Origin of the sequence: Moorella humiferrea, from assembly GCF_039233145.1 — a bacterium.
GTDB lineage: Bacteria > Bacillota > DSM-521 > Neomoorellales > Neomoorellaceae > Neomoorella > Neomoorella humiferrea.
This window is the reverse complement of sequence record NZ_CP136419.1, coordinates 1,268,479-1,288,354: the sequence shown is the minus strand read 5'-3', so window position 1 is coordinate 1,288,354 and position 19,876 is coordinate 1,268,479. Positions and strand designations below refer to the sequence as shown.

Sequence of the window (19,876 nt, the reverse complement as noted above, 5' to 3'; positions counted from 1 at the left end):
ATTATGCTAAAATAAACTAAACTGAATATTGCCTCCGGCAAATCCGGGAAGTCAGTGTAAAGCTGACACGGTCCCGCCACTGTAAGGAGGAGCGAAACACCATCAGGCCACTGGGGACACCTGGGAAGGCGGTGCGGTAGCTATGATCCCGAGTCAGGATACCGGTTGCCGGGGAAACCTTGACCCCTACGATGGATAGGGGGTGGTTGGCCGGACTTACGGCAAGCATACCCTCTGCTGATGTAGGAGCAGAGGGTTTAAAATTACATAGGGAAAGGTGCGCGGTCTCGAGAAGATCGGGCTTAAATTTCGCCGCCGGCAGGGGAGAGGTTGGGCAAAACGCCGCGGAAGGCGGGAACTTGCCGCAACCGATGATGCCCGGCCAACAGGCAAGCCTGTTCTCCATCCACCAGGGTGAGAACCCGGGGAGGTGGTTTCTTTAGGCACGCCTGTTTTTGCGGCACCACGGCTTCCCCGGCAAAAAGCCGGGGATTTAAATTGTTACGGGGAGGATACCGCTTTTTGATTTTAGTAGTGGGTAGTACCGGCGAGGGAAGGCAATTAATACGTAGCCTGCGGCAGGAAGGCTATGAGGTTGCTACCTGGACCGACAGCACCTACGGCGAACAGTTGGCCCGGGAGGATGGGGCGACTTTTATTTTAACCGTCCCCTTAACGGAAGGCAATTTAGCCGCCCTGGAAGGCGGTCGGCAACCGGAAGCGGTGATAGACGCCACCCTTCCTTATCCCGGCAGGTTTTCCCTAGCCTTAGAGGCCTGGTGCCGGCAAAATTCCATACCTTACCTGCGTTTTTTACGCCCGGAAACGGAATTGCCCCGCGATAGCCTTATTCACCAGGTTACGACTTGGGAAGAAGCCGCCCGGGCTGCCGCCGACCTAGGAGACACAATATTTTTAACTACAGGCACCAACAACCTCGAAGTATTCGTTAACAATCCCCTGTTTAAAGATAAACGTATCGTGGTCAGGGTGTTGCCTGAACACAGGGTAATTAAAAAGTGCCAAGATCTGGGGTTGACACCCCGGGACATTATTGCTATGCAGGGGCCTTTTTCCAAAGAAATGAATAAGGTCATGTTTAAGGCATATAAGGCCGGTGTTGTCGTCACCCGGGATGCCGGACCCGCCGGCGGTACGGAAGCTAAAATTGCCGCCGCTTTGGCCCTGAAAATTCCGGTGGTGTTAATTAAGCGACCTTCCATTCGGTATCTGTATTCTGTTGCCACGATTGAGGAAGCCATTCTTCTATTAAAACGCTTAATACCTCGAAAATAGCATCCGAAGGAGGTACATATGGTGTTCCGGCGTACATCCATAATATTTATATTTTTCCTGTTGACCATGGCCGTTCTCAACCGGCCGGCCTACGCCATGCACATCGCCGAAGGATTTCTCCCTTTTAACTGGGCCGCTGCCTGGTATATCGTCGTGTTGCCCTTCTGGCTTTGGGGCCTGCGGTCCATCCAGCAAACTGTAAAAAGCAATCCCGGCCTGAAAATGCTCCTGGGCCTGGCCGGCGCCTATACCTTTGTCCTGTCGGCCCTGAAAATCCCTTCAGTAACCGGTAGCTGTTCCCATCCCACCGGGGTTGGTCTGGGGGCCATCCTCTTTGGCCCGGCAGCCATGAGTATCCTGGGGGGTATCGTCCTCCTCTTCCAGGCCCTTTTGCTGGCCCACGGCGGCTTAAGCACCCTGGGAGCTAACACCTTTTCCATGGCCGTGGTGGGTCCTTTTGTAGCCTACGGTTTTTACCGCCTGGTGCGAAGGCTCAACGGCTCAATTCCCCTGGCCGTCTTCCTGGCCGCCACCCTGGGGGACCTGATGACCTATGTCACCACTTCCCTGCAGTTGGCCCTGGCCTTCCCGGCCCAGCCCGGCGGGGTACTGGCGTCTATGCTAAAATTTATGGGCATTTTTGCCGTGACCCAGCTACCCCTGGCTGTCAGCGAAGGTATCTTAACGGTCGTCGTTTTTAATTTGCTGACCGCCTATAATAAAAACGAACTGCAGGAACTGTCTATTTTAGACGACAAAACCCTGGCGGCTGGCGGTAGTAAACTGGAGGTGCGTAAATAATGAGCAGCGTCCAGAAAAATCTTTTCTTGCTCCTAATCGTTATTCTCCTGGCAGCAGCCCCCCTCTTCATGCACCGCAGCGGGGAGTTTGCCGGTGCTGATGATCAAGCGGAAGAGGCCATTAGCCAAATCCGGCCTGATTATGATCCCTGGTTTAAACCCGTCTGGGAACCGCCCAGTGGGGAAGTGGAAACCTTTCTCTTTGCCGCCCAGGCTGCCATCGGCAGCGGTATTGTTTGCTACTTCCTGGGTTACAGCAAAGGAAAGAAACAGCGGGAGCAGAAGTAAATGTTCAGCATTGACCAGTATGCCTATAGCAACCGGTTAAAGAACGTCCACCCGGGCGAAAAAGTAGCCTTTGCCCTGGTAACCCTCCTGATCGCCCTGGTGGCGCCCCAGCCTTTAATCCCAGCCATCATCATAGCCCTGATGGCCGGGGCTACCATTGGGGTCGCCGGCATCCCGGCCCGTTTTTACCTGCAGCTTATCCTGGTGCCCTTTTCTTTTTTAGTCGCGGGGGTGGCCATGATCGCCCTCACCATTTCCAACCAGCCCCAGGCCGGTCTTAAGGGTGTGACCCTCCTGGAGTGGACCCTGGGTGTTACCCCAGCCGGCATGCACCTGGCCGGGAAAATTTTTCTCAAGTCCCTGGGGGCTACTGCCTGCCTTTATTTCCTTTCCCTAACAACTCCCATGGTAGATATCCTTACCGTCCTCAGGCAACTGCGCCTCCCGGCCCTGCTGGTGGATTTAATCAGCCTGACCTACCGCTTTATTTTTGTCCTGCTGGCGACCGTCAACGACATTTATACCGCCCAGGCTTCCCGCCTGGGCTATGCCTCCCTGCGCACTTCCTATCATTCCCTGGGCCATCTGGCGGCCAACCTTTTTATCAAGACTTACCGCCGCTCCCAGGAATTATTTACCGCCCTGACGGCCCGGGGCTACGATGAAGAGCTGCGCGTGCTGGAGGCTGTATATCCTTTCTCCTGGCCCTTTTTATGCCTGGCCGTCATCTTTGACCTGGCTTTAGTTATTTTAATGCTGCGTACATAATACCGGCCATCTGCAGACCGGCTCCTCCACGTACCTTTTATGTCCCCAATCAATGCCGACTACCGGAGGTGGACCTTTTGGCCGCCCTTTTAGAAGCAGAGAGGGTTTCCTTTACTTACCCTGACGGTACCCGGGCCCTGCAGCATGTTACCTTGAGCATCCCTGAAGGCAAGAAGATTGCCGTCCTGGGTCCCAATGGTGCTGGCAAGTCAACCCTTTTCCTTCATTTTAACGGCATCTTAAGGCCCCAGGAGGGGTGTATCTACTTTGCCGGAGTCAGGATTAATTACAGCCATAAAGCATTAACAGATTTACGCCGGCAGGTGGGCATCGTCTTTCAAGACCCCGACAGCATGCTCTTTTCGGCCAGCGTCCGCCAGGAAATTTCTTTTGGACCATTAAACCTGGGCCTGGGCAGGGAAGAGGTAGGGCAAAGGGTTGAAGCCGCCATGGCGGTAACGGGTATCGCCGACCTCCAGGATAAGCCGACGCATTTTTTAAGCTACGGCCAGAAAAAGCGGGTGGCCATTGCCAGCGTCCTGGCCATGGAACCCCGGCTGATCATCTTTGATGAGCCGACGGCCTACCTGGACCCGCGCTCAACCCGGGAGGTCATGGCCTTGCTGGCAGATATCAGCAGCCAGGGAAAGACGATTATTTTATCCACCCATGATGTAGACATAGCCTATACCTGGGCCGACTATATCTACGTCCTGGCCCGCGGCCAGGTAATCGGTGCCGGGACGCCGGCCGAAATCTTTAGCGATGCCACCCTCCTGGAAACTGCTGATCTGGCCCGGCCCTGGCTGCTGGAGGTCTACGAAGACCTGAAAAATAAAGGCTGGCTGCCGGCAACGGCGCCAGTCCCCAAAAATAAAGAAGAGCTCCTGGGCCTCATTCCTTATCGTTCCAGGTCTAAACTGGCCATTTGAGTTGGTCCACGGCCCGGTTCGTAAAACAGTTTTCATCATTTTCATCCCTGGGCGTTCTGATTTTTTTCGCCGGCAGGAGCTGTAAGGTGGCCATCTGGTTGCGCAAGCGAATATTTTCCTTGAATTCAATCAGGATCGACAGGATCTCATGGAGGAAGGGACTGCCAAAGGTAGACATCAGGCCTACAGCCACCATATTAATCAATGAATAAAGACCAGGATAAGCAGCCTTCAACCCGGTAAAGGCATTCAGTCCCAGCAGGGCAAAGACATCAATCGATGCCATGCCGGCCAGGAGGGCGGCGATAACGGCGTTAAATATAATTACCCATAGCTCCCGCTGTTTTTCCGCCTGGGGGTCATCCCTCGGCTCCCCCAGCCAGGGCCAGCGGGCCTTGACCTGGTCGGTAATACCTTTGGCCGCCGCAAAGACCGCGCCAATAACAGTGAAGAAGCGGCTGAGATCTTCCATCTGCATTCCCCCCTTTCACCGCACCGTTCCATATATCCTATGCTGTTTGCCAGCCGGAGGTCAGTAGGGGGGCATTTTCATCCTCTGCCGGCGACACGAACATTGCGGCGGCATGACAAAAAACGATTAAACCGGCGCGGTTAAATCTGACTTAAGTAGGAAACACGGACCATCCCCGGATCATCTCCGCTCCTTCTCCGTTTTTGGAATTATAGTTAAATAAAATGTAGCTTAACTACAGGGGGGGTAACCAGTTTTGTTGCCTTGGATAAAGGCTGCCATAGGCACCCTGCTGGCCTACCTGGGCGGGTCCTTGGCAGGTGGGCATATCGCCGCCCGCCTCTGGCACCGGGTGGATGTGCGCCGGGTGGGCAGCGGCAACGCCGGTACCATGAACGTCCTCCGCAACTTAAGCGTGACGGCAGGTATAACGACCTTCCTCTGGGATACGGCGAAGGGTTACCTGCTGGCGGCCATGGGAAGAAAATGGGGTGGTATAGAGCTGGCCGTCCTCATGGCCCTGGCGGCCGTGGCCGGGCACAACTGGCCCTTCTACTGGCAATTTCAAGGCGGCAAAGGCCTGGCCACCAGCCTGGGGACAACCCTGGCCATTTATCCGCCGCTAGTCCTGCCGGCGGCCATTGTCCTGGGCCTGCTGCTCGCCCTCACCCGCAATAGCGACCTGGCCACCCTCCTGACCTTCAGCGGCCTGCCTTTTTATTTCTGGCTGCGCGAAGGACCAGGCTGGTATTTTATTTTCGGCCTGGGCCTGGCGGTAATTATGCTACTACGGCATGGCCCCCTGGTAATTGGCAAGTTTGATTAACTGCCACAATCACTATGGCTTAATTCAAAGGGAACTTCTAATTCTAAAGGTCGTTTCGCCCTGTGGCTCTTCATACTGGATCCTGACTTCCTCGACTTCGGCCAAAGCAGGACCCCGCCGGCAGTGGTCCAGGAACTCTTTCACCCTTTCCGCCGGTCCTTCAACTACACCCTCAACGCTGCCATTTAAGCGATTCCGCACCCACCCGTTAAGCTGCAAAGCCGCCGCCTGCCGCAGGATAAAATAACGAAACCCCACCCCCTGGACCAGTCCTTTCACCCAGAAGTGCGCCCGCACAAGGGACAAAGCGAAGCCCTCCTTGAAAAAATCTTAGTAAAAAGATAGCATAGGCCCGGGGAAAGGACAACTCATAGTTGAGCAGGAGGAGCCTCCAGGTAGAGGTGCGGCGGCAAAACGGCTAAAAGTCAATAAAAACCATTTCCGGTTTGGCCAGGACCTTTAAATCCTCCAGGGGATTACCCCGGACGGCAATCAGGCAGGGCCGGTAGCCGGGTTTTACCTGCCCCAGTTCCCCGTCCAGGCCCAGGGCGGCTGCAGCTGTAACCGTAGCCGCCCGTAAGATAGCCGCCGCCGGGACACCGGCCCGGTGCCAGTACAGCAGTTCGTCCACATAAGATTCCCCGTGGTAGACACCGGGTGCGCCGGCATCGGTGCCTACGACCAGCTTCACTCCGAGCTGGTAAGCTCTAGCAATCATCTCCTGCTGAGATTCCCGGGTCCGCTGTATAATTTCCTTTTCCCTCTCCGGGTAGAACTTTTTCACGGTGGCAGAAAGTCGGTTGGCTATAGCGGCCACAGTCGGTACCCAGTATGTACCCCTGGCAGCCATAGTTTCCAGTTGGGCCGTTGTAAGAAAATAGCCATGTTCAATACTGTCCACCCCGGCGGCCAGGGCCAGGTCCACGCCGGCAGCCGAGTTGACATGGGCCATCACCGGCCTGCCGGCCGCATGGGCCGCCTTTACGGCGGTAGCCAGCTCGGCAGCGTCAAATTCCAGGCTGCCCACCTCCCCGTAGCGGTGGAAGGTAACTAAGCCGGAAACCACTACTTTAACCTGGTCAACGCCCCGGTTTACCAGGCCGGCAATCAACTCCTTGATGGAAGCCTGGTCGGTGGTGCCGGGGCCCAGGAAAGAACCGTATTTCCCTTTTTTCGTTACGGCCATCCCGGTTGCCACCACCCTGGGACCCGGGTATTTGCCTGTCCGGACCCATTCCCGCGCCAGGAGGTTGAGACCCTCCAGGTCGCTGCCGTCTCTTATGGCTACCAGGCCATGCTCCAGGGATGCCCGCAGGGCCCGGGCCAGGGCCGCTTCCCTGGCCGGCGGGTCCTGCCAGCGGGCCAGTGAGGCCTGAAAATCGAGGCCGTCCAGGGCTAGATGAACGTGGGCGTCGATTAAGCCGGGTAAGACCGTCAACCCGGCAAGGTTGATCTGCCGGGCATCTTTTTCTGTAACGGCCATATCCTGGGGACGGACAGCGGCGATGCGGCCCCGGCGGATGCTGATAACTACTTGCTGCCGGCACCCCTCGCCCCGGCCGTCCCACAGGTTGCCGGCCAGGAGGTCCAGGTCTGTCTGCTGGTTAATGTAGGCGAGCTTCATAGCGCCATACCCCCAAACAAAAACCATTCTACACCTTTTAATGGATTGGAGGCAATTTGCATTCTACCTATGCCATCGTTTATCTGTTGGCAGGATTCTCGTCTCCCGCGGCGAATATTATTTTGTCTTGGTAAAGTGATAGAGTGGTAGTGAAAGGAAATCCATAATTTAAGTGTCGCAGGAGGAAACGATGTTTGAAAGGATTATAGCCCCCGGTAACTACCGCCGAGGAGCGGGCGTCATTACGGCGTCCGGACAAGCCCTGCGAAGGATGGGGGCTAAGGCCTTCCTGGTAGGGGGGCACCGGGCCCTGGCGGCGGCGGTACCGGCATTGCATGAAGCCATGGCTTCTGCCGGGGTGGAACCGGTGGGGCAGGTCTGGTACGGGGGTGAATGTTGCCCGGAAAATATAGCCGCGGTAGCGGCGGCAATTAAAGAAAAGGGTGCCGATTTCATGGTTGGTGTCGGCGGTGGCAAGGCCCTAGATACCGCCAAAGGGGCCGCCCGGCAGGCTGGGGTGCCCCTGGTAACGGTGCCGACAATCGCTGCCACCTGCGCCGCCTTTACATCAATTGCTATTATTTATGACCGGGAAGGGCATTTTCAAGCCATATCCCATGAAGCCGTAAACCCTTCCCTGGTACTGGTTGACAGCCAGATAATCGCCGCCGCTCCTTGGCGCTACCTGGCCGCAGGGATGGGGGATACCTTGGCCAAGTATATCGAGCTCCGGGCTACCAGTACGGCGGTTTCCTCTTATCCGGCCCTGGAAGGAGCCGTGGCATTGGCCCGCCTCTGCTATGACATTATTTTGACTGCTGGCCCCGGTGCCAGGAAAGCCGTAGAAAAACAAATGGTCACCCAGGACTTAGAAAGGGTAATTGACGCTGTAATCCTCATCAGCGGTCTGGTCAGCGGTCTGGGCGGCGACGACGGGCGTACGGCCGGCGCCCATGGAGTTTACGAAGGACTGACTGCCTCACCGTTAACGCGGGGCTGCTGCCATGGAGAACTGGTGGCCTTCGGCAACCTGGTGCAGCTATTCCTGGAAGGGAGGGAAATAAAAATCATCGCATCCTTGGCCGCCTTTAACCGCCAGGTCGGCCTGCCGGTAACCTTAAAAGAAGTGGGTCTGTCGCCGGAGGATGGGCCGTCCCTGGAACTGGTTAGCAACGCTGCGGCGGCGAGCCCGGATATGGCCAATATGCCCTTTCCGGTAACGGCGGCCATGATTCGGGAAGCGCTCTTGGCAGCAGACCGCCTCGGGCGAGGGTTTTAAATTGCCTTTGGATTAGCTGTTGGATTAAAGGAGGATCTCCATGAAGATTAAGTTTAGCAAAATCATCACTTTCTTCTTAACAGGAATTTTAGCCGCTTTGTTACTGGCCGGTTGCGGAGGCGGCGGCAGCAAACAGCAAACCGCCGCTAAACAGGCTGCCGGCGGGGGACAGGAGCAACAGCTTACACCTGTCAAGCTCACCATGACCACCTGGTCGGGCTATGGACCCCTCTTCCTGGCCCGGGATAAAGGCTTCTTCAAGAAACACGGCCTGGACGTGCAGCTTATCGTTATCCAGGGCTTGGGCGAACGCAAGCAGGCCCTGGCCGGGAAGCAGGTGGACGGCATTGCTACCACCCTGGATATCGTAACCCAGATTGTAGATGCGGGTATCCCCCTGAAACAGATCTGGGCTCTGGATGATTCCTACGGCGGCGACGGCATCCTGGCCAAACCGGAGATCAAGACCATAAAAGACCTCAAGGGTAAAAATGTAGCCTATGACTTCGGCACCGCCAGTCATATCCTACTTTTGGCTATCCTGGCTAAAAACGGTATGACGGAAAAGGATATCAACCATATCCAAATGTCAGCCAGCGACGCCGGTTCGACCTTCGTTGCCGGCAAAGTAGACGCCGCCGTTACCTGGGAACCCTGGCTGAGCAAAGCGATTAAAGAAAATAAAGGCAATCTCCTGGCAACCTCCAAAGAGACCCCTGGGCTGATAATGGATACCGTCGCCCTGCGGAGCGATTGGGCTGAGCAACATCCTGAAGCCCTCCAGGCCATGGTCGATGCCCTGGCCGAAGCAATGCAGTATTGGGAAAACAACAAAGCCGAGGCAAACGCTATCATGGCCAAGGGCCTGGGGATCAAGCAGGAGGAGTTTGAAAGCAATTTAGAAACCCTGCGCCTTTTCAATCTGGCCCAGAACAAGGAGATGTTTGGAACCCTCGACAAACCTGGCCCCCTTTACACCTCCTTGCAACAGGCCGTTGATTTCGGATATAACAACAAGGTAATTAAATCTAAACCCGATGTAAAAAGCATGCTTGATTCAACCTATGTCAACAATGCCAAAATCTAATCCCGAGAAATACGGTGTTGTTTAAATGCGCAAGTATCTAAAACTGAACACTCCCATCCCGGGTAAATTATACTTTACCTTGAGCATTACCGCCTTTGCCTTTGTCCTTTTATTGTGGGAACTAGGAGTAACGGTGGGGCAGCTGCCGCCTTCCCATCTACCGCCGCCCGGGGCTGTAGCCCGGGCGGCCTGGGACCTGGCGGCCGACGGATTACTGGGCGATATCGGCATCAGCTTTTTTCGGGTTACTAGCGGTTTTCTGCTGGCCGCAGCTATTGGCGTGCCTCTGGGGATACTCATGGGCACCTTAAAGGTTGTAGAGGCCTTCTTTGAACCTTTACTGGCCTTTTTTCGTTATATGCCCGCTTCGGCTTTCATACCCCTTACCATAATCTGGCTTAGCATCTTTGAAACCCAGAAAATCGGCGTTGTTTTTATAGGCATATTTTTCCAGATGGTTTTAATGGTCATGGATGTTACCAAAAACGTTCCTCAAGATCTGATTGATACCGCCTATACCCTGGGGGCACGTCCTTTAGAAGTGTTCCGGCGGGTTATACTGCCGGCAGCCTTACCGGGAATCATGGATACCCTGCGGATCACACTAGGGTGGGCCTGGACCTATGTTATCGTCGCCGAGTTGGTAGCGGCTAATTCGGGCCTGGGCTTCTTGATCATGAATGCCGGACGGCAACTTAATACCCCCGACATGTTTGTGGGTATTTTAACGATAGGCATCCTGGGAATTATCTGCGACATGGCTTTTAAAGCCTTTAATCGTCTTTTATTCCCTTGGATGGAGAGGGAGGTATAACAGTGGCCCTAGCTCCCGCTCCCCAAAGCCGGGTATATAAATTAACGGTTATGAACTTATCCAGGGTATTCAACATCAAACGGCAAAAGATTACCGCCCTGGACAATGTTTCTTTAGAAGTTAAAGAAGGAGAATTTGTAACCATTCTCGGTCCTTCCGGGTGCGGTAAATCCACTTTGTTGCGGATAATAGCCGGACTTGCCGAAGCCACTAGCGGGCAGGTGTATAAAGACGGACGTTTAATTCAAGGGCCGGGGGCAGACCGGGGTATGGTTTTCCAGAGCTATACCCTCTTCCCCTGGCTGACGGTACGCCAGAATATTGAGTTCGGCCTTACCCTGAAGGGGATGGCGGAAGCCCGCCGCCGGGAAATCGTTGATCATTATCTGGAAATTATCGGTCTCACGCCCTTTGCCGATGCATATCCCAAAAACCTTTCCGGCGGTATGAAACAGCGTGTGGCTATCGCCCGGGCCCTGGCCAACGATCCGGACATTCTCCTTATGGATGAGCCCTTCGGAGCCCTTGATGCCCAAACGCGCCTGGTTATGCAGGAGCTGCTTTTAAAGGTTTGGGAGGAAAGCAGGAAGACCATCCTTTTCGTAACCCACGACGTGGAAGAAGCTATTTTTTTAGGGGATACTGTATATATCATGACCGCTCGTCCTGGCCGCCTTAAAGCCCAAATACCCATCCCCCTTGCTCGTCCCCGAACTCCGGAAATGAAAAATACCAGGGTTTTTCTCGAACTGAAAACCCGTATCCTCGATCAAATCCGGGAAGAAAGCCTCAAGGCAGCCAATATGGTACCCGTAGAATAAATGGGGCCTCCCCTTTAGCTTTAAGGGGAGGCCTTAATATTATTAATGGAGCCAACGAGGGGATTCGAACCCCTGACCTACTGATTACAAGTCAGTTGCTCTACCGGCTGAGCTACGTTGGCAAAGTTTATGGTCGGGATGACAGGATTTGAACCTGCGACCCCCTGCTCCCAAAGCAGGTGCTCTAGCCAAACTGAGCTACATCCCGTATGCAACAAATATTTTAACATGTAGGTTACCTACAGGCAATACTTTAATTCACCTTTGACAGCAAATTATCACCCCTTACAAGGGAGGCGAAGGCCCCGGCAGCGGCCAGGCAGGCTCCTACTATAAAGGAGGCTTTTAATCCCGCCATAAAAGCCTGGGTGTTTCCGGCCGGGCCGAGAATCGCCAATTTAGCCTGCCGCTGCCAGGTAAAAACACCGCTGCTAACAGCTATCCCCAAAACCATGCCCACGTTGCGGACAGTTGCCAAAACACCGGAACCTATACCGAGACGACTACGGGGAACGCTACCCATGACCGCGCTGTTATTAGGTGACTGAAAGATTCCTGTCCCTAAACCAAAAAGGCATAAGCGCCAAACGATATCAAAGGCCTGGGAAGTAACCTGCAATCTTGACATCAAAAAGAGGGTGGCACTTACGGTAGCCTGTCCCAAAAAGGCCAGCCTGCGGGTCCCCACTAGGTCCGATAGGGCTCCGCTGATAGGGGCCACTAATAACGTCACCAGGGGAGACGCGGTAAGAATTAAACCGGCCTTTCCCGGAGAATAATTTAATATTTGCTGCAGGAAAAAGGGGATTAAGAAAATGACTGCATACTGGGACATAAAGTTCATTAGGGCTGCAAAGTTAGCGGCTGTAAAAACCTTGTTACGAAATAGACTTAAATCCAACATAGGCTGCTCTACCCGTCGTTCCCAGCGGATAAAGGCCCAAATGCCTACGAGAAATATAATTCCCAAAATAATGGTTAACGGGGAAGTCCAACCCCATTCTTCACCATAACTACCTGCCAGTAAAAAAGCGCTCAAGGAAATAAAGGCCAAAACGGCACCCATTAAATCAAAACGTTGCGGTTTAAGTTTTTCTACCTCCGGTACTACTTGACGGCACAAGATATAGCTGAAGAGGCCGATGGGTATATTTATCATGAAAATGGCCTGCCATCCGGCCACAGTAATAAGCAAACCGCCGAGGGTCGGACCCAAGGCCAGACCTGTGGCAACAATCATACCATTTGTACCCAAAGCACGTCCACGCTCATTGGCCGGAAAAACCGATGTTACTATGGCTGGACCCATAGCCATAAACATACCGGCACCTACTGCCTGAATGGCCCTAAAGAAGATAAGCACCCAGATGTTGGGGGCCAAAGCGCAAATACCGGAGGCGACGGTAAATATTATGATTCCCCATAAAAGTATCCGGCGAAAGCCATACATATCGCCAAGGCGTCCATAGGTCAAGATTAAGCTTCCTAAAACCAAAAGGTAGGCCATGGATACCCAACCTACCGTGTTTAAATCCACATTGAAAATCTTGCTAATAGTAGGTAAGGCGACATTTACTACACTCCCATCTATGGGACCCATTATACCGGCACTCATTACGGCAAAGAGAATTAACCATCGGCGGGGATGGGGGGTAGAAAGGGCAGGATTATCTAAAGGCATAACATCATCTCCCTTGGAGGTGCAGGTATGGATAAGATAAGAATATTATTTCACGCCCGGTTATATTAGGTCAATATAAAACAATTTTAAGTAATTACGGCTTGATAATATATTTATGGCTAGGTATACTTATAAATAATAACTTTTATTAGAAAGGCGGTACCATTGTGGCAGTCTGGCAGTGCAGTCAATGTGGTTATGAAAAGGACGCTCGCTGTAAGCCCCGTAAATGCCCTGAATGTGGCGCTAAGGATTCCTTCACCAAAAAAGATACCTCTACCCCTTAAGCTCCTTACCGGAGCTTTTTCCTTATAAAACATTGCATGTATAAATTTTTATTATCGATCCACAAAAACTTTTTAATAGCCGTGATTATTGACACCCTTCCTGCTTGCCGTTAAGATTTATCAAAAACTAGAAAAGAGGGTATCGTATTGTGAGCACATTCATAATTAACAAAAATTATTCCATTTTTACGTCAAATAGTTTATAATACTGGTTAAACGGACAAAACAAAGGGTTGAATGGTAAAATTTTTAACGATTTGCCGTTGTTGCAGGTTTTTAGTACAAAATTTAAACCTTAACAAGGAAAAACTTTAGCAGGAAAAATAAACTTTGTGTAGAACTTCACTAATGTAGTCGGAAAAATGTATGTTCATTTTTATGAATCGAGGGATGCATAAATGAAATTAGCAATTTCCGGGAAGGGCGGTGTCGGAAAGACAACCATAGCCGCCGCTTTAATAAATTTTTTCGCCAGGGAAGGTTACGTGGTTTACGCCGTCGATGCCGACCCCGACACCAGTCTGGGTATGGTCCTGGGCCTCCCGGAAGAAAGTTTGGGTCTCCTTAAACCCGTCGTCGACATGCGGGAATTGATAGCCGCACGTACCGGCGGTGATGGCGCCTTTTTTTCCTTAAATCCTGATGTTGATGGTTTTATGGACGAATATACCATTAAAAGGGGAAATATCCTTTTTTTGAAAATGGGAGCCATTAAACCCGGTGGTTCTACCTGTTACTGCCGCGAAAATGCCGTCTTGAATGCCATGATAAACTCCCTAATCCTCAAACGTAAAGAAATGGTAGTTCTCGACATGGGTGCGGGCATCGAGCACTTAACCAGAGGTACGGCGCGCGGCGTAGATATCATGTTAATTATAACTGAACCGACTTTAGTAAGCATCCAGACAGCACGGGTCGTTCAAAAATTGGCAGGCGAACTCGGAATAAAACGGATAAAATTTGTCGGCAACAAAATACGCCGTCCCAGGGATGAAGAGTTTATCCTTGAACATCTTCCTCCGGAGGATGTTGTTGCCTTAATTCCTTTTCAATCTGAAATTTTAGACCGGGCAATCGGCATAAACGAAGAACCCCTTATTCCGTCAAATATTGACGATCTGGCCGTTGAGTTGTTAAGCCTGATGTCACCTGGGCATAAAGGGGAGAACCGGAGTTCCCCCGTGCAATTTAACGAGAACTATATGCCAAGGAGGTAAGTTTTATGCCCCGGTTTCGCGATTTAACCCATACATCCAGGCCTTCTGGGGCCCCGCGGGTCATGGAACCCAAAAGCAGGGAGCGCACCGTCGATCCGGCCGCCCTGGAGATGCTGGCTAAAAGCAGAGAAGACAAGGTGATTACCGCCTTTGATCGCTTTGTCGCCCAGCAGCCCCAGTGCAAAATAGGGTACGAAGGTGTTTGCTGCCGGTTTTGTATGGCGGGGCCCTGTCGTATAAAAGCCAGCGATGGGCCTGGCAGTCGCGGCATCTGCGGCGCCTCCGTGTGGACCATCGTAGCCCGCAACGTAGGTTTAATGCTTCTTACCGGTGCCGCGGCTCACAGTGAACACGGTAATCACATTGCCCACGCTTTAGTAGAGATGGCCAGGGGAAAGACCAAGGATTATTCGGTTAAAGACGAAGAAAAACTTAAGGAAGTCTGCCGGCGCGTAGGGCTTGAAGTGGAAGGCAAAGGCGTTATGGAGCTTGCCGAAGAACTCGGCGAAAAAGCTCTGGAAGATTTCCGGCGCCTAAAAGGCGAAGGCGAAGCTACATGGCTGATGACTACCATCACCGAGGGCCGTCGGGAAAAATTCCGTACCCATAACGTTGTCCCCTATGGTATACATGCTTCTATCTCCGAACTGGTCAACCAGGCCCATATGGGTATGGACAACGATCCCGTTAACCTGATATTCAGCGCCATTCGCGTGGCCCTGGCCGATTATACCGGCGAACATATTGCCACCGATTTTTCCGATATCCTTTTCGGTACCCCCCAACCGGTCGTAAGCGAAGCCAATATGGGTGTACTGGACCCGGATCAGGTAAACTTTGTCCTGCACGGACATAATCCTTTGCTCAGCGAAATCATCGTCCAGGCGGCCAGGGAAATGGAGGAAGAAGCCAGGGCCGCCGGGGCCAAAGGAATCAACCTGGTAGGCATTTGCTGCACCGGTAACGAGGTTTTAATGCGCCAGGGTATACCTCTGGTCACCTCCTTTGCCTCCCAGGAACTGGCCATCTGTACCGGTGCCATTGACGCCATGTGCGTAGACGTCCAGTGTATTATGCCCTCCATCAGTGCCGTAGCAGAATGTTATCATACGCGGATTATCACAACAGCCGATAACGCCAAGATTCCCGGCGCCTATCACCTCGACTACCAGACGGCCACGGCAATGGATAATGCCCGGACTGCCATTCGCATGGCCATTGAAGCTTTTAAAGAACGCAAGGAAAGTAACCGTCCCGTCTTTATCCCCCAGATTAAAAATAAGGTGGTTGCCGGTTGGAGCCTGGAGGCCCTAAAACAGCTTTTAGCCACCCAGGACGCCGAAAATCCGATCCGTGTCCTCAACAAGGCCATCCTTGACGGTGAGCTGGCCGGAGTGGCCCTTATATGCGGTTGTAACAACCTGAAAGGCTTCCAGGATAACTCGCACCTAATTGTCATAAAAGAACTGTTAAAGAATAACGTGTTTGTAATCGCCACCGGATGTTCGGCCCAGGGAGCGGCCAAAGCCGGTCTAATGGATCCGGCCAATGTCGAAACTTATTGCGGTGACGGCCTTAAGTCTTTCTTGAACCGTCTGAGCAAAGCGGCCAATATTGAAAGGGGACTACCGCCAGTCTTCCATATGGGGTCATGCGTAGATAATTCCCGGGCCGGCGATCTCTTAATGGCCATGGCCGACGATTTGGGCGTTGATACGCCGAAGGTCCCCTTTGTTGCCTCGGCGCCGGAAGCAATGAGCGGTAAGGCGGTAGCCATCGGCACCTGGTGGGTAGCCCTGGGCGTACCTACCCATGTGGGCAACATGCCCCCGGTAGAAGGAAGCGATCTCATTTACAGCATACTGACGCAAATTGCCAGCGACGTTTACGGTGGTTACTTTATCTTTGAAATGGACCCATATGTGGCGGCCAGGAAGATCCTCGATGCCCTGGAGTACCGTACCTGGAAACTTGGCGTACACAAAAATGTTGCCGAACGTTATGATACAAAACTCTGCCAGGGTTATTAAAGGAGGCTCAGACCGATGAGCGATTTTGATAAAATCTTTGAAGGTGCCATACCCGCGGGCAAAGAACCCGTTGCCCTTTTCCGTGAAGTTTATCATGGAGCCATCACCGCTACCAGCTATGCCGAGATCCTTTTAAATCAGGCAATCCGCACCTATGGTCCCGACCATCCCGTCGGATATCCCGATACAGCTTATTTTTTGCCCGTTATCCGCTGCTACAGCGGAGAAGAAGTCCGGAAACTGGGCGACCTGCCGCCCATCCTCAATCGCAAACGAGCCCAAATCAGCCCGGTGCTTAATTTCGAAAATGCCCGTTTGGCCGGAGAAGCCACCTGGTATGCGGCGGAAATCATCGAAGCACTGCGTTATTTAAAGTATAAACCGGAAGAACCATTACTCCCGGAGCCGTGGACCGGCTTTATCGGCGATCCCGTTGTCCGTCGTTACGGCATTAAAATGGTGGACTGGACCATCCCCGGTGAGGCCATTATAATGGGACGTGCCAGGGATTCGAAAGCCCTGGCGAAGATCGTCAAGGATCTTATGGGCATGGGTTTCATGCTATTCATCTGCGATGAAGCTGTAGAACAGTTGCTGGAAGAAAACGTCAAGTTGGGGGTTGATTATATAGCCTATCCCCTAGGCAATTTCACCCAAATAGTCCATGCCGCCAATTACGCCCTGCGGGCCGGAATGATGTTCGGCGGAGTGACGCCGGGCCTGCGCGATGAGCAGCGTGACTATCAGAGGCGCCGCATTCGTGCCTTCGTCCTTTATTTGGGCGAGCACGATATGGTAAAAACGGCGGCGGCCTTCGGCGCCATTTTCACCGGCTTCCCGGTAATTACCGACCAGCCTTTGCCAGAAGACAAGCAGATCCCCGATTGGTTCTTCAGTGTCGAAGACTATGATAAAATAGTACAGATCGCCATGGAGACCAGGGGAATTAAGCTCACCAAGATTAAACTCGATTTGCCCATCAACTTCGGCCCGGCCTTTGAGGGTGAGAGTATCCGCAAGGGCGATATGTATGTAGAGATGGGGGGTAACCGCAGCCCGGCCTTTGAATTGGTACGTACTGTTCCTGAAGGAGAAATTACCGACGGTAAAATTGAACTCATCGGACCAGACATCGACCAAGTACCGGAAGGCAGTGTTTTACCCCTGGGAATCCTGGTGGATATATACGGTCGTAAAATGCAAACCGACTTTGAAGGTGTCTTGGAGCGGCGGATCCACGATTTCATCAACTACGGCGAAGGTCTTTGGCACACCGGCCAGCGCAACATCAACTGGCTGCGGGTAAGTAAAGATGCCGTGGCCAAAGGGTTCCGTTTCAAGCATTATGGGGAAATCCTGGTAGCCAAAATGAAAGAAGAATTTCCAGCCATCGTCGACCGGGTGCAGGTGACCATTTTTACTGAAGAAACAAAAGTAAAGGAATACCTGGCCCTGGCCCTGGAAAAATACAAAGAGCGTGACGACCGCATGCGCGGCCTGACGGACGAAGCGGTAGATACATTCTATTCCTGCGTCCTGTGCCAATCCTTCGCCCCCAATCATGTCTGTATTGTTACCCCGGAGAGGGTGGGGTTATGCGGCGCCGTCAGCTGGCTGGACGCTAAAGCTTCTTATGAAATCAACCACGCCGGGCCCAATCAACCAATACCCAAGGAGGGAGAGATAGATCCAATTAAGGGTATTTGGAAGAGCGTCAACGACTACCTTTACACGGCTTCCAACCGCACCCTGGAACAGGTTTGTCTGTATACCCTCATGGAGAATCCCATGACCTCCTGCGGTTGCTTTGAGGCCATTATGGCCGTGGTGCCGGAGTGCAACGGCATTATGATTACCACCCGAGATCACACCGGGATGACACCGTCCGGCATGACGTTCTCCACCCTGGCCGGGATGATAGGCGGCGGTGTTCAAACCCCGGGCTTCATGGGAATCGGCCGCACCTATATTATCAGTAAAAAATTCATCAAGGCCGACGGGGGCATTGCCCGTATTGTGTGGATGCCCAAGGCTTTAAAGGATTTCCTCCGTGAGGACTTTATCCAGCGCAGTATTGAAGAAGGGCTGGGCGAAGATTTCATCGATAAAATCGCCGATGAAACCATCGGTACCACCGTTGATGAAATACTGCCTTACCTGGAAGAGGTAGGCCATCCCGCTTTGAGTATGGAGCCTATTATCTAACTCTGTTAAATAGGCCGGGTATATGCCTTCCCCCGTCTCATATGCCCGGCCCGGAATAATTATTTTGTTTAAGGAAGGGAGTTAGCAGTTATGGCTTTAACGGGATTGGAAATTTATAAGCAGCTGCCTAAAAAAAATTGTGGTGAATGCGGTACGCCGACCTGCCTGGCCTTTGCCATGAATCTGGCAGCAGGCAAAGCCAGTCTTGACTCTTGCCCTTACGTTTCTGATGCCGCCCGCGAGGCCCTTAATGCCGCTGCCGCTCCACCCATAGCCAAGGTAATTTTGGGAAGCGGTGCGTCGGCGGTAGAAATGGGGGATGAAACTGAATTATTCCGCCATGATAAGCGTTTTTACCATGAAACGGCCATCGCCGTCCAGGTAAGCGATAATCTAAGCGAGGAAGAATTATTAGCCAAAGTTTCCGCCATCAATGAACTTCAGTTCGATCGTGTGGGACAGCATTATACCATCCAGGCCATTGCCGTCCGCCACGAAGCCGCCGATGCGGCCGCCTTTAAAACTGCCGTTAACCGTGTGGCGGGCGCCACCCAGTTAAATATCATCCTTATGGCCGACGATGCGGAAACAATGAAGCCAGCCCTGATGGAAGTCGCCGACCGCAGGCCGTTGTTATACGCCGCAAATTTAGACAATTATGAGGCCATGGTAAGCCTGGCCAAAGATTTCAATTGTCCCCTGGCGGTATATGGCAACGGCCTGGAAGAGTTGGCCGGACTGGTTGATAAAATCGTAGCCCTGGGTCACAAACAACTGATCCTCGATCCGGGGGCCAGGGAAACATCCCGCGCCATAGCCGATTTTACCCAAATCCGACGCCTGGCCATTAAAAAACGTTTCCGTTCCTTCGGTTATCCCATTATTGCCCTAACGACGGCAGGCGATCCCCTGGCGGAAATCCTCCAGGCTACAAATTATATCTGTAAGTATGCGAGCCTCATAGTTTTACGGACTGCAGCCAAAGAGCACCTGCTGCCCCTCCTTTCCTGGCGCCAGAACCTCTATACCGATCCGCAGGTGCCTATCCGGGTTGAAGAAAAGCTCAATGAAATCGGAGCCGTCAATGAAAATTCTCCCGTTTATGTGACTACCAACTTCTCGCTAACCTATTACTCCGTAGCAGGGGAAATCGAAAGCACAAAAATACCCAGCTACCTGCTGTCGGTAGATACCGACGGCCTGTCCGTATTAACAGCCTACGCTGACGGCAAGTTTGAAGCAGAGAAAATCGCCTCCGTCATGAAAAAGGTCGGGTTGGAAAATAAGGTTAAACATCGGCGCATTATTATCCCCGGAGCTGTAGCCGTCCTCAAGGGCAAGCTGGAAGATCTGACGGGTTGGGAGGTATTAGTCGGTCCTCGGGAAGCGAGCGGGATTATAGCCTTTGCCCGGGCCCACCTTGCCTCCTAAAAGCATTAAGTAATAACA

The 19,876-nt window shown here is 52.7% G+C and carries 20 protein-coding genes, 2 tRNA genes and 1 riboswitch; of the genes, 15 read left to right on the top strand and 7 right to left on the bottom strand.

Going from position 1 to position 19,876, the window contains the following annotated elements; all coding sequences use genetic code 11:
* The first annotated feature begins 8 nt into the window (after positions 1 to 8).
* Positions 9 to 184, top strand: a riboswitch (cobalamin riboswitch).
* A gap of 118 nt (positions 185 to 302) precedes the next feature.
* Positions 303 to 464: a hypothetical protein gene (locus MHFGQ_RS06700; protein WP_170066371.1), complete on the bottom strand. Its 162-nt coding sequence runs from the start codon at positions 462 to 464 to the stop codon at positions 303 to 305.
* Between the two features lie 58 nt (positions 465 to 522).
* On the opposite strand from MHFGQ_RS06700, the gene cobK reads away from it, so the two are divergent.
* The 5 genes from cobK to MHFGQ_RS06675 all read left to right on the top strand — a co-directional run bounded on the left by cobK (position 523) and on the right by MHFGQ_RS06675 (position 4,084).
* Complete coding sequence (gene cobK, locus MHFGQ_RS06695; protein ID WP_106006129.1) at positions 523 to 1,296, top strand: precorrin-6A reductase; 774 nt, start codon at positions 523 to 525, stop codon at positions 1,294 to 1,296.
* Positions 1,297 to 1,314: 18 nt separating this feature from the next.
* On the top strand, positions 1,315 to 2,097 hold the full coding sequence (locus MHFGQ_RS06690) for an energy-coupling factor ABC transporter permease (RefSeq protein ID WP_170066372.1): 783 nt from the start codon (positions 1,315 to 1,317) through the stop codon (positions 2,095 to 2,097).
* Complete coding sequence (locus MHFGQ_RS06685; protein ID WP_106006130.1) at positions 2,097 to 2,384, top strand: energy-coupling factor ABC transporter substrate-binding protein; 288 nt, start codon at positions 2,097 to 2,099, stop codon at positions 2,382 to 2,384. Before MHFGQ_RS06690 ends, MHFGQ_RS06685 begins: the two co-directional genes overlap by 1 nt.
* Positions 2,385 to 3,152: a cobalt ECF transporter T component CbiQ gene (cbiQ, locus tag MHFGQ_RS06680; protein ID WP_106006131.1), complete on the top strand. Its 768-nt coding sequence runs from the start codon at positions 2,385 to 2,387 to the stop codon at positions 3,150 to 3,152.
* Positions 3,153 to 3,229: 77 nt separating this feature from the next.
* Positions 3,230 to 4,084, top strand: coding sequence for an energy-coupling factor ABC transporter ATP-binding protein (locus MHFGQ_RS06675; protein WP_106006132.1), 855 nt, complete (start codon positions 3,230 to 3,232; stop codon positions 4,082 to 4,084).
* Here MHFGQ_RS06675 and MHFGQ_RS06670 read toward each other — a convergent pair.
* The gene (locus MHFGQ_RS06670) at positions 4,068 to 4,556 is read right to left on the bottom strand and encodes a hypothetical protein (protein WP_170066374.1); all 489 of its coding nucleotides are present in this window, start codon (positions 4,554 to 4,556) and stop codon (positions 4,068 to 4,070) included. The two genes, MHFGQ_RS06675 and MHFGQ_RS06670, sit on opposite strands and share 17 nt — an antisense overlap.
* A 256-nt stretch (positions 4,557 to 4,812) precedes the next feature.
* Between MHFGQ_RS06670 and MHFGQ_RS06665 the strand changes: the two genes are divergently transcribed.
* Entirely contained in the window at positions 4,813 to 5,382 is a 570-nt protein-coding gene (locus MHFGQ_RS06665) for a glycerol-3-phosphate acyltransferase (protein WP_106006133.1), read from the top strand.
* Positions 5,383 to 5,406: 24 nt separating this feature from the next.
* Here MHFGQ_RS06665 and MHFGQ_RS06660 read toward each other — a convergent pair whose 3' ends face one another.
* Positions 5,407 to 5,688: an acylphosphatase gene (locus MHFGQ_RS06660; protein ID WP_106006134.1), complete on the bottom strand. Its 282-nt coding sequence runs from the start codon at positions 5,686 to 5,688 to the stop codon at positions 5,407 to 5,409.
* 112 nt (positions 5,689 to 5,800) lie between these two features.
* Positions 5,801 to 7,006, bottom strand: a complete 1,206-nt coding sequence (locus MHFGQ_RS06655) for an amidohydrolase family protein (RefSeq protein ID WP_106006135.1) — start codon at positions 7,004 to 7,006, stop codon at positions 5,801 to 5,803.
* Between the two features lie 190 nt (positions 7,007 to 7,196).
* On the opposite strand from MHFGQ_RS06655, the gene MHFGQ_RS06650 reads away from it, so the two are divergent.
* Genes MHFGQ_RS06650 through MHFGQ_RS06635 form a run of 4 tightly spaced genes read left to right on the top strand, consistent with a single transcriptional unit; the run spans position 7,197 to position 11,007 of the window.
* Complete coding sequence (locus MHFGQ_RS06650; RefSeq protein WP_106006136.1) at positions 7,197 to 8,285, top strand: iron-containing alcohol dehydrogenase family protein; 1,089 nt, start codon at positions 7,197 to 7,199, stop codon at positions 8,283 to 8,285.
* Between the two features lie 40 nt (positions 8,286 to 8,325).
* Positions 8,326 to 9,372 carry an ABC transporter substrate-binding protein gene (locus MHFGQ_RS06645; RefSeq protein ID WP_106006137.1) on the top strand — a complete coding sequence of 349 codons (1,047 nt, stop codon included), beginning with the start codon at positions 8,326 to 8,328 and terminating at the stop codon, positions 9,370 to 9,372.
* Between the two features lie 25 nt (positions 9,373 to 9,397).
* Complete coding sequence (locus tag MHFGQ_RS06640) at positions 9,398 to 10,186, top strand: ABC transporter permease (protein WP_106006138.1); 789 nt, start codon at positions 9,398 to 9,400, stop codon at positions 10,184 to 10,186.
* Between the two features lie 50 nt (positions 10,187 to 10,236).
* Complete coding sequence (locus MHFGQ_RS06635) at positions 10,237 to 11,007, top strand: ATP-binding cassette domain-containing protein (RefSeq protein ID WP_170066375.1); 771 nt, start codon at positions 10,237 to 10,239, stop codon at positions 11,005 to 11,007.
* A gap of 46 nt (positions 11,008 to 11,053) precedes the next feature.
* On the opposite strand, the gene MHFGQ_RS06630 is transcribed toward MHFGQ_RS06635, so the two are convergent.
* The 3 genes from MHFGQ_RS06630 to MHFGQ_RS06620 all read right to left on the bottom strand — a co-directional run bounded on the left by MHFGQ_RS06630 (position 11,054) and on the right by MHFGQ_RS06620 (position 12,688).
* Positions 11,054 to 11,129, bottom strand: a tRNA-Thr gene (locus MHFGQ_RS06630).
* A gap of 8 nt (positions 11,130 to 11,137) precedes the next feature.
* A tRNA-Pro gene (locus tag MHFGQ_RS06625) sits at positions 11,138 to 11,215 on the bottom strand.
* A 45-nt stretch (positions 11,216 to 11,260) separates the two neighbouring features.
* Positions 11,261 to 12,688, bottom strand: a complete 1,428-nt coding sequence (locus tag MHFGQ_RS06620; RefSeq protein ID WP_106006140.1) for an MFS transporter — start codon at positions 12,686 to 12,688, stop codon at positions 11,261 to 11,263.
* A gap of 167 nt (positions 12,689 to 12,855) precedes the next feature.
* Here MHFGQ_RS06620 and MHFGQ_RS06615 point away from each other — a divergent pair, with 167 nt between their 5' ends.
* The 5 genes from MHFGQ_RS06615 (at position 12,856) to acsC (ending at position 19,858) form a co-directional block, all read left to right on the top strand.
* On the top strand, positions 12,856 to 12,975 hold the full coding sequence (locus tag MHFGQ_RS06615) for an RCKP-type rubredoxin-like domain-containing protein (protein WP_338822996.1): 120 nt from the start codon (positions 12,856 to 12,858) through the stop codon (positions 12,973 to 12,975).
* Between the two features lie 398 nt (positions 12,976 to 13,373).
* Positions 13,374 to 14,192 (top strand): AAA family ATPase, encoded by an 819-nt coding sequence (locus MHFGQ_RS06610; protein WP_106006142.1) that lies wholly within the window; start codon positions 13,374 to 13,376, stop codon positions 14,190 to 14,192.
* 5 nt (positions 14,193 to 14,197) lie between these two features.
* Positions 14,198 to 16,222, top strand: a complete 2,025-nt coding sequence (gene cooS, locus MHFGQ_RS06605) for an anaerobic carbon-monoxide dehydrogenase catalytic subunit (protein WP_106006143.1) — start codon at positions 14,198 to 14,200, stop codon at positions 16,220 to 16,222.
* A 15-nt stretch (positions 16,223 to 16,237) separates the two neighbouring features.
* Positions 16,238 to 18,427 (top strand): acetyl-CoA decarbonylase/synthase complex subunit alpha/beta, encoded by a 2,190-nt coding sequence (gene acsB / locus MHFGQ_RS06600; RefSeq protein WP_106006144.1) that lies wholly within the window; start codon positions 16,238 to 16,240, stop codon positions 18,425 to 18,427.
* A gap of 90 nt (positions 18,428 to 18,517) precedes the next feature.
* On the top strand, positions 18,518 to 19,858 hold the full coding sequence (gene acsC / locus MHFGQ_RS06595; RefSeq protein ID WP_106006145.1) for an acetyl-CoA decarbonylase/synthase complex subunit gamma: 1,341 nt from the start codon (positions 18,518 to 18,520) through the stop codon (positions 19,856 to 19,858).
* Positions 19,859 to 19,876 lie beyond the last annotated feature (18 nt).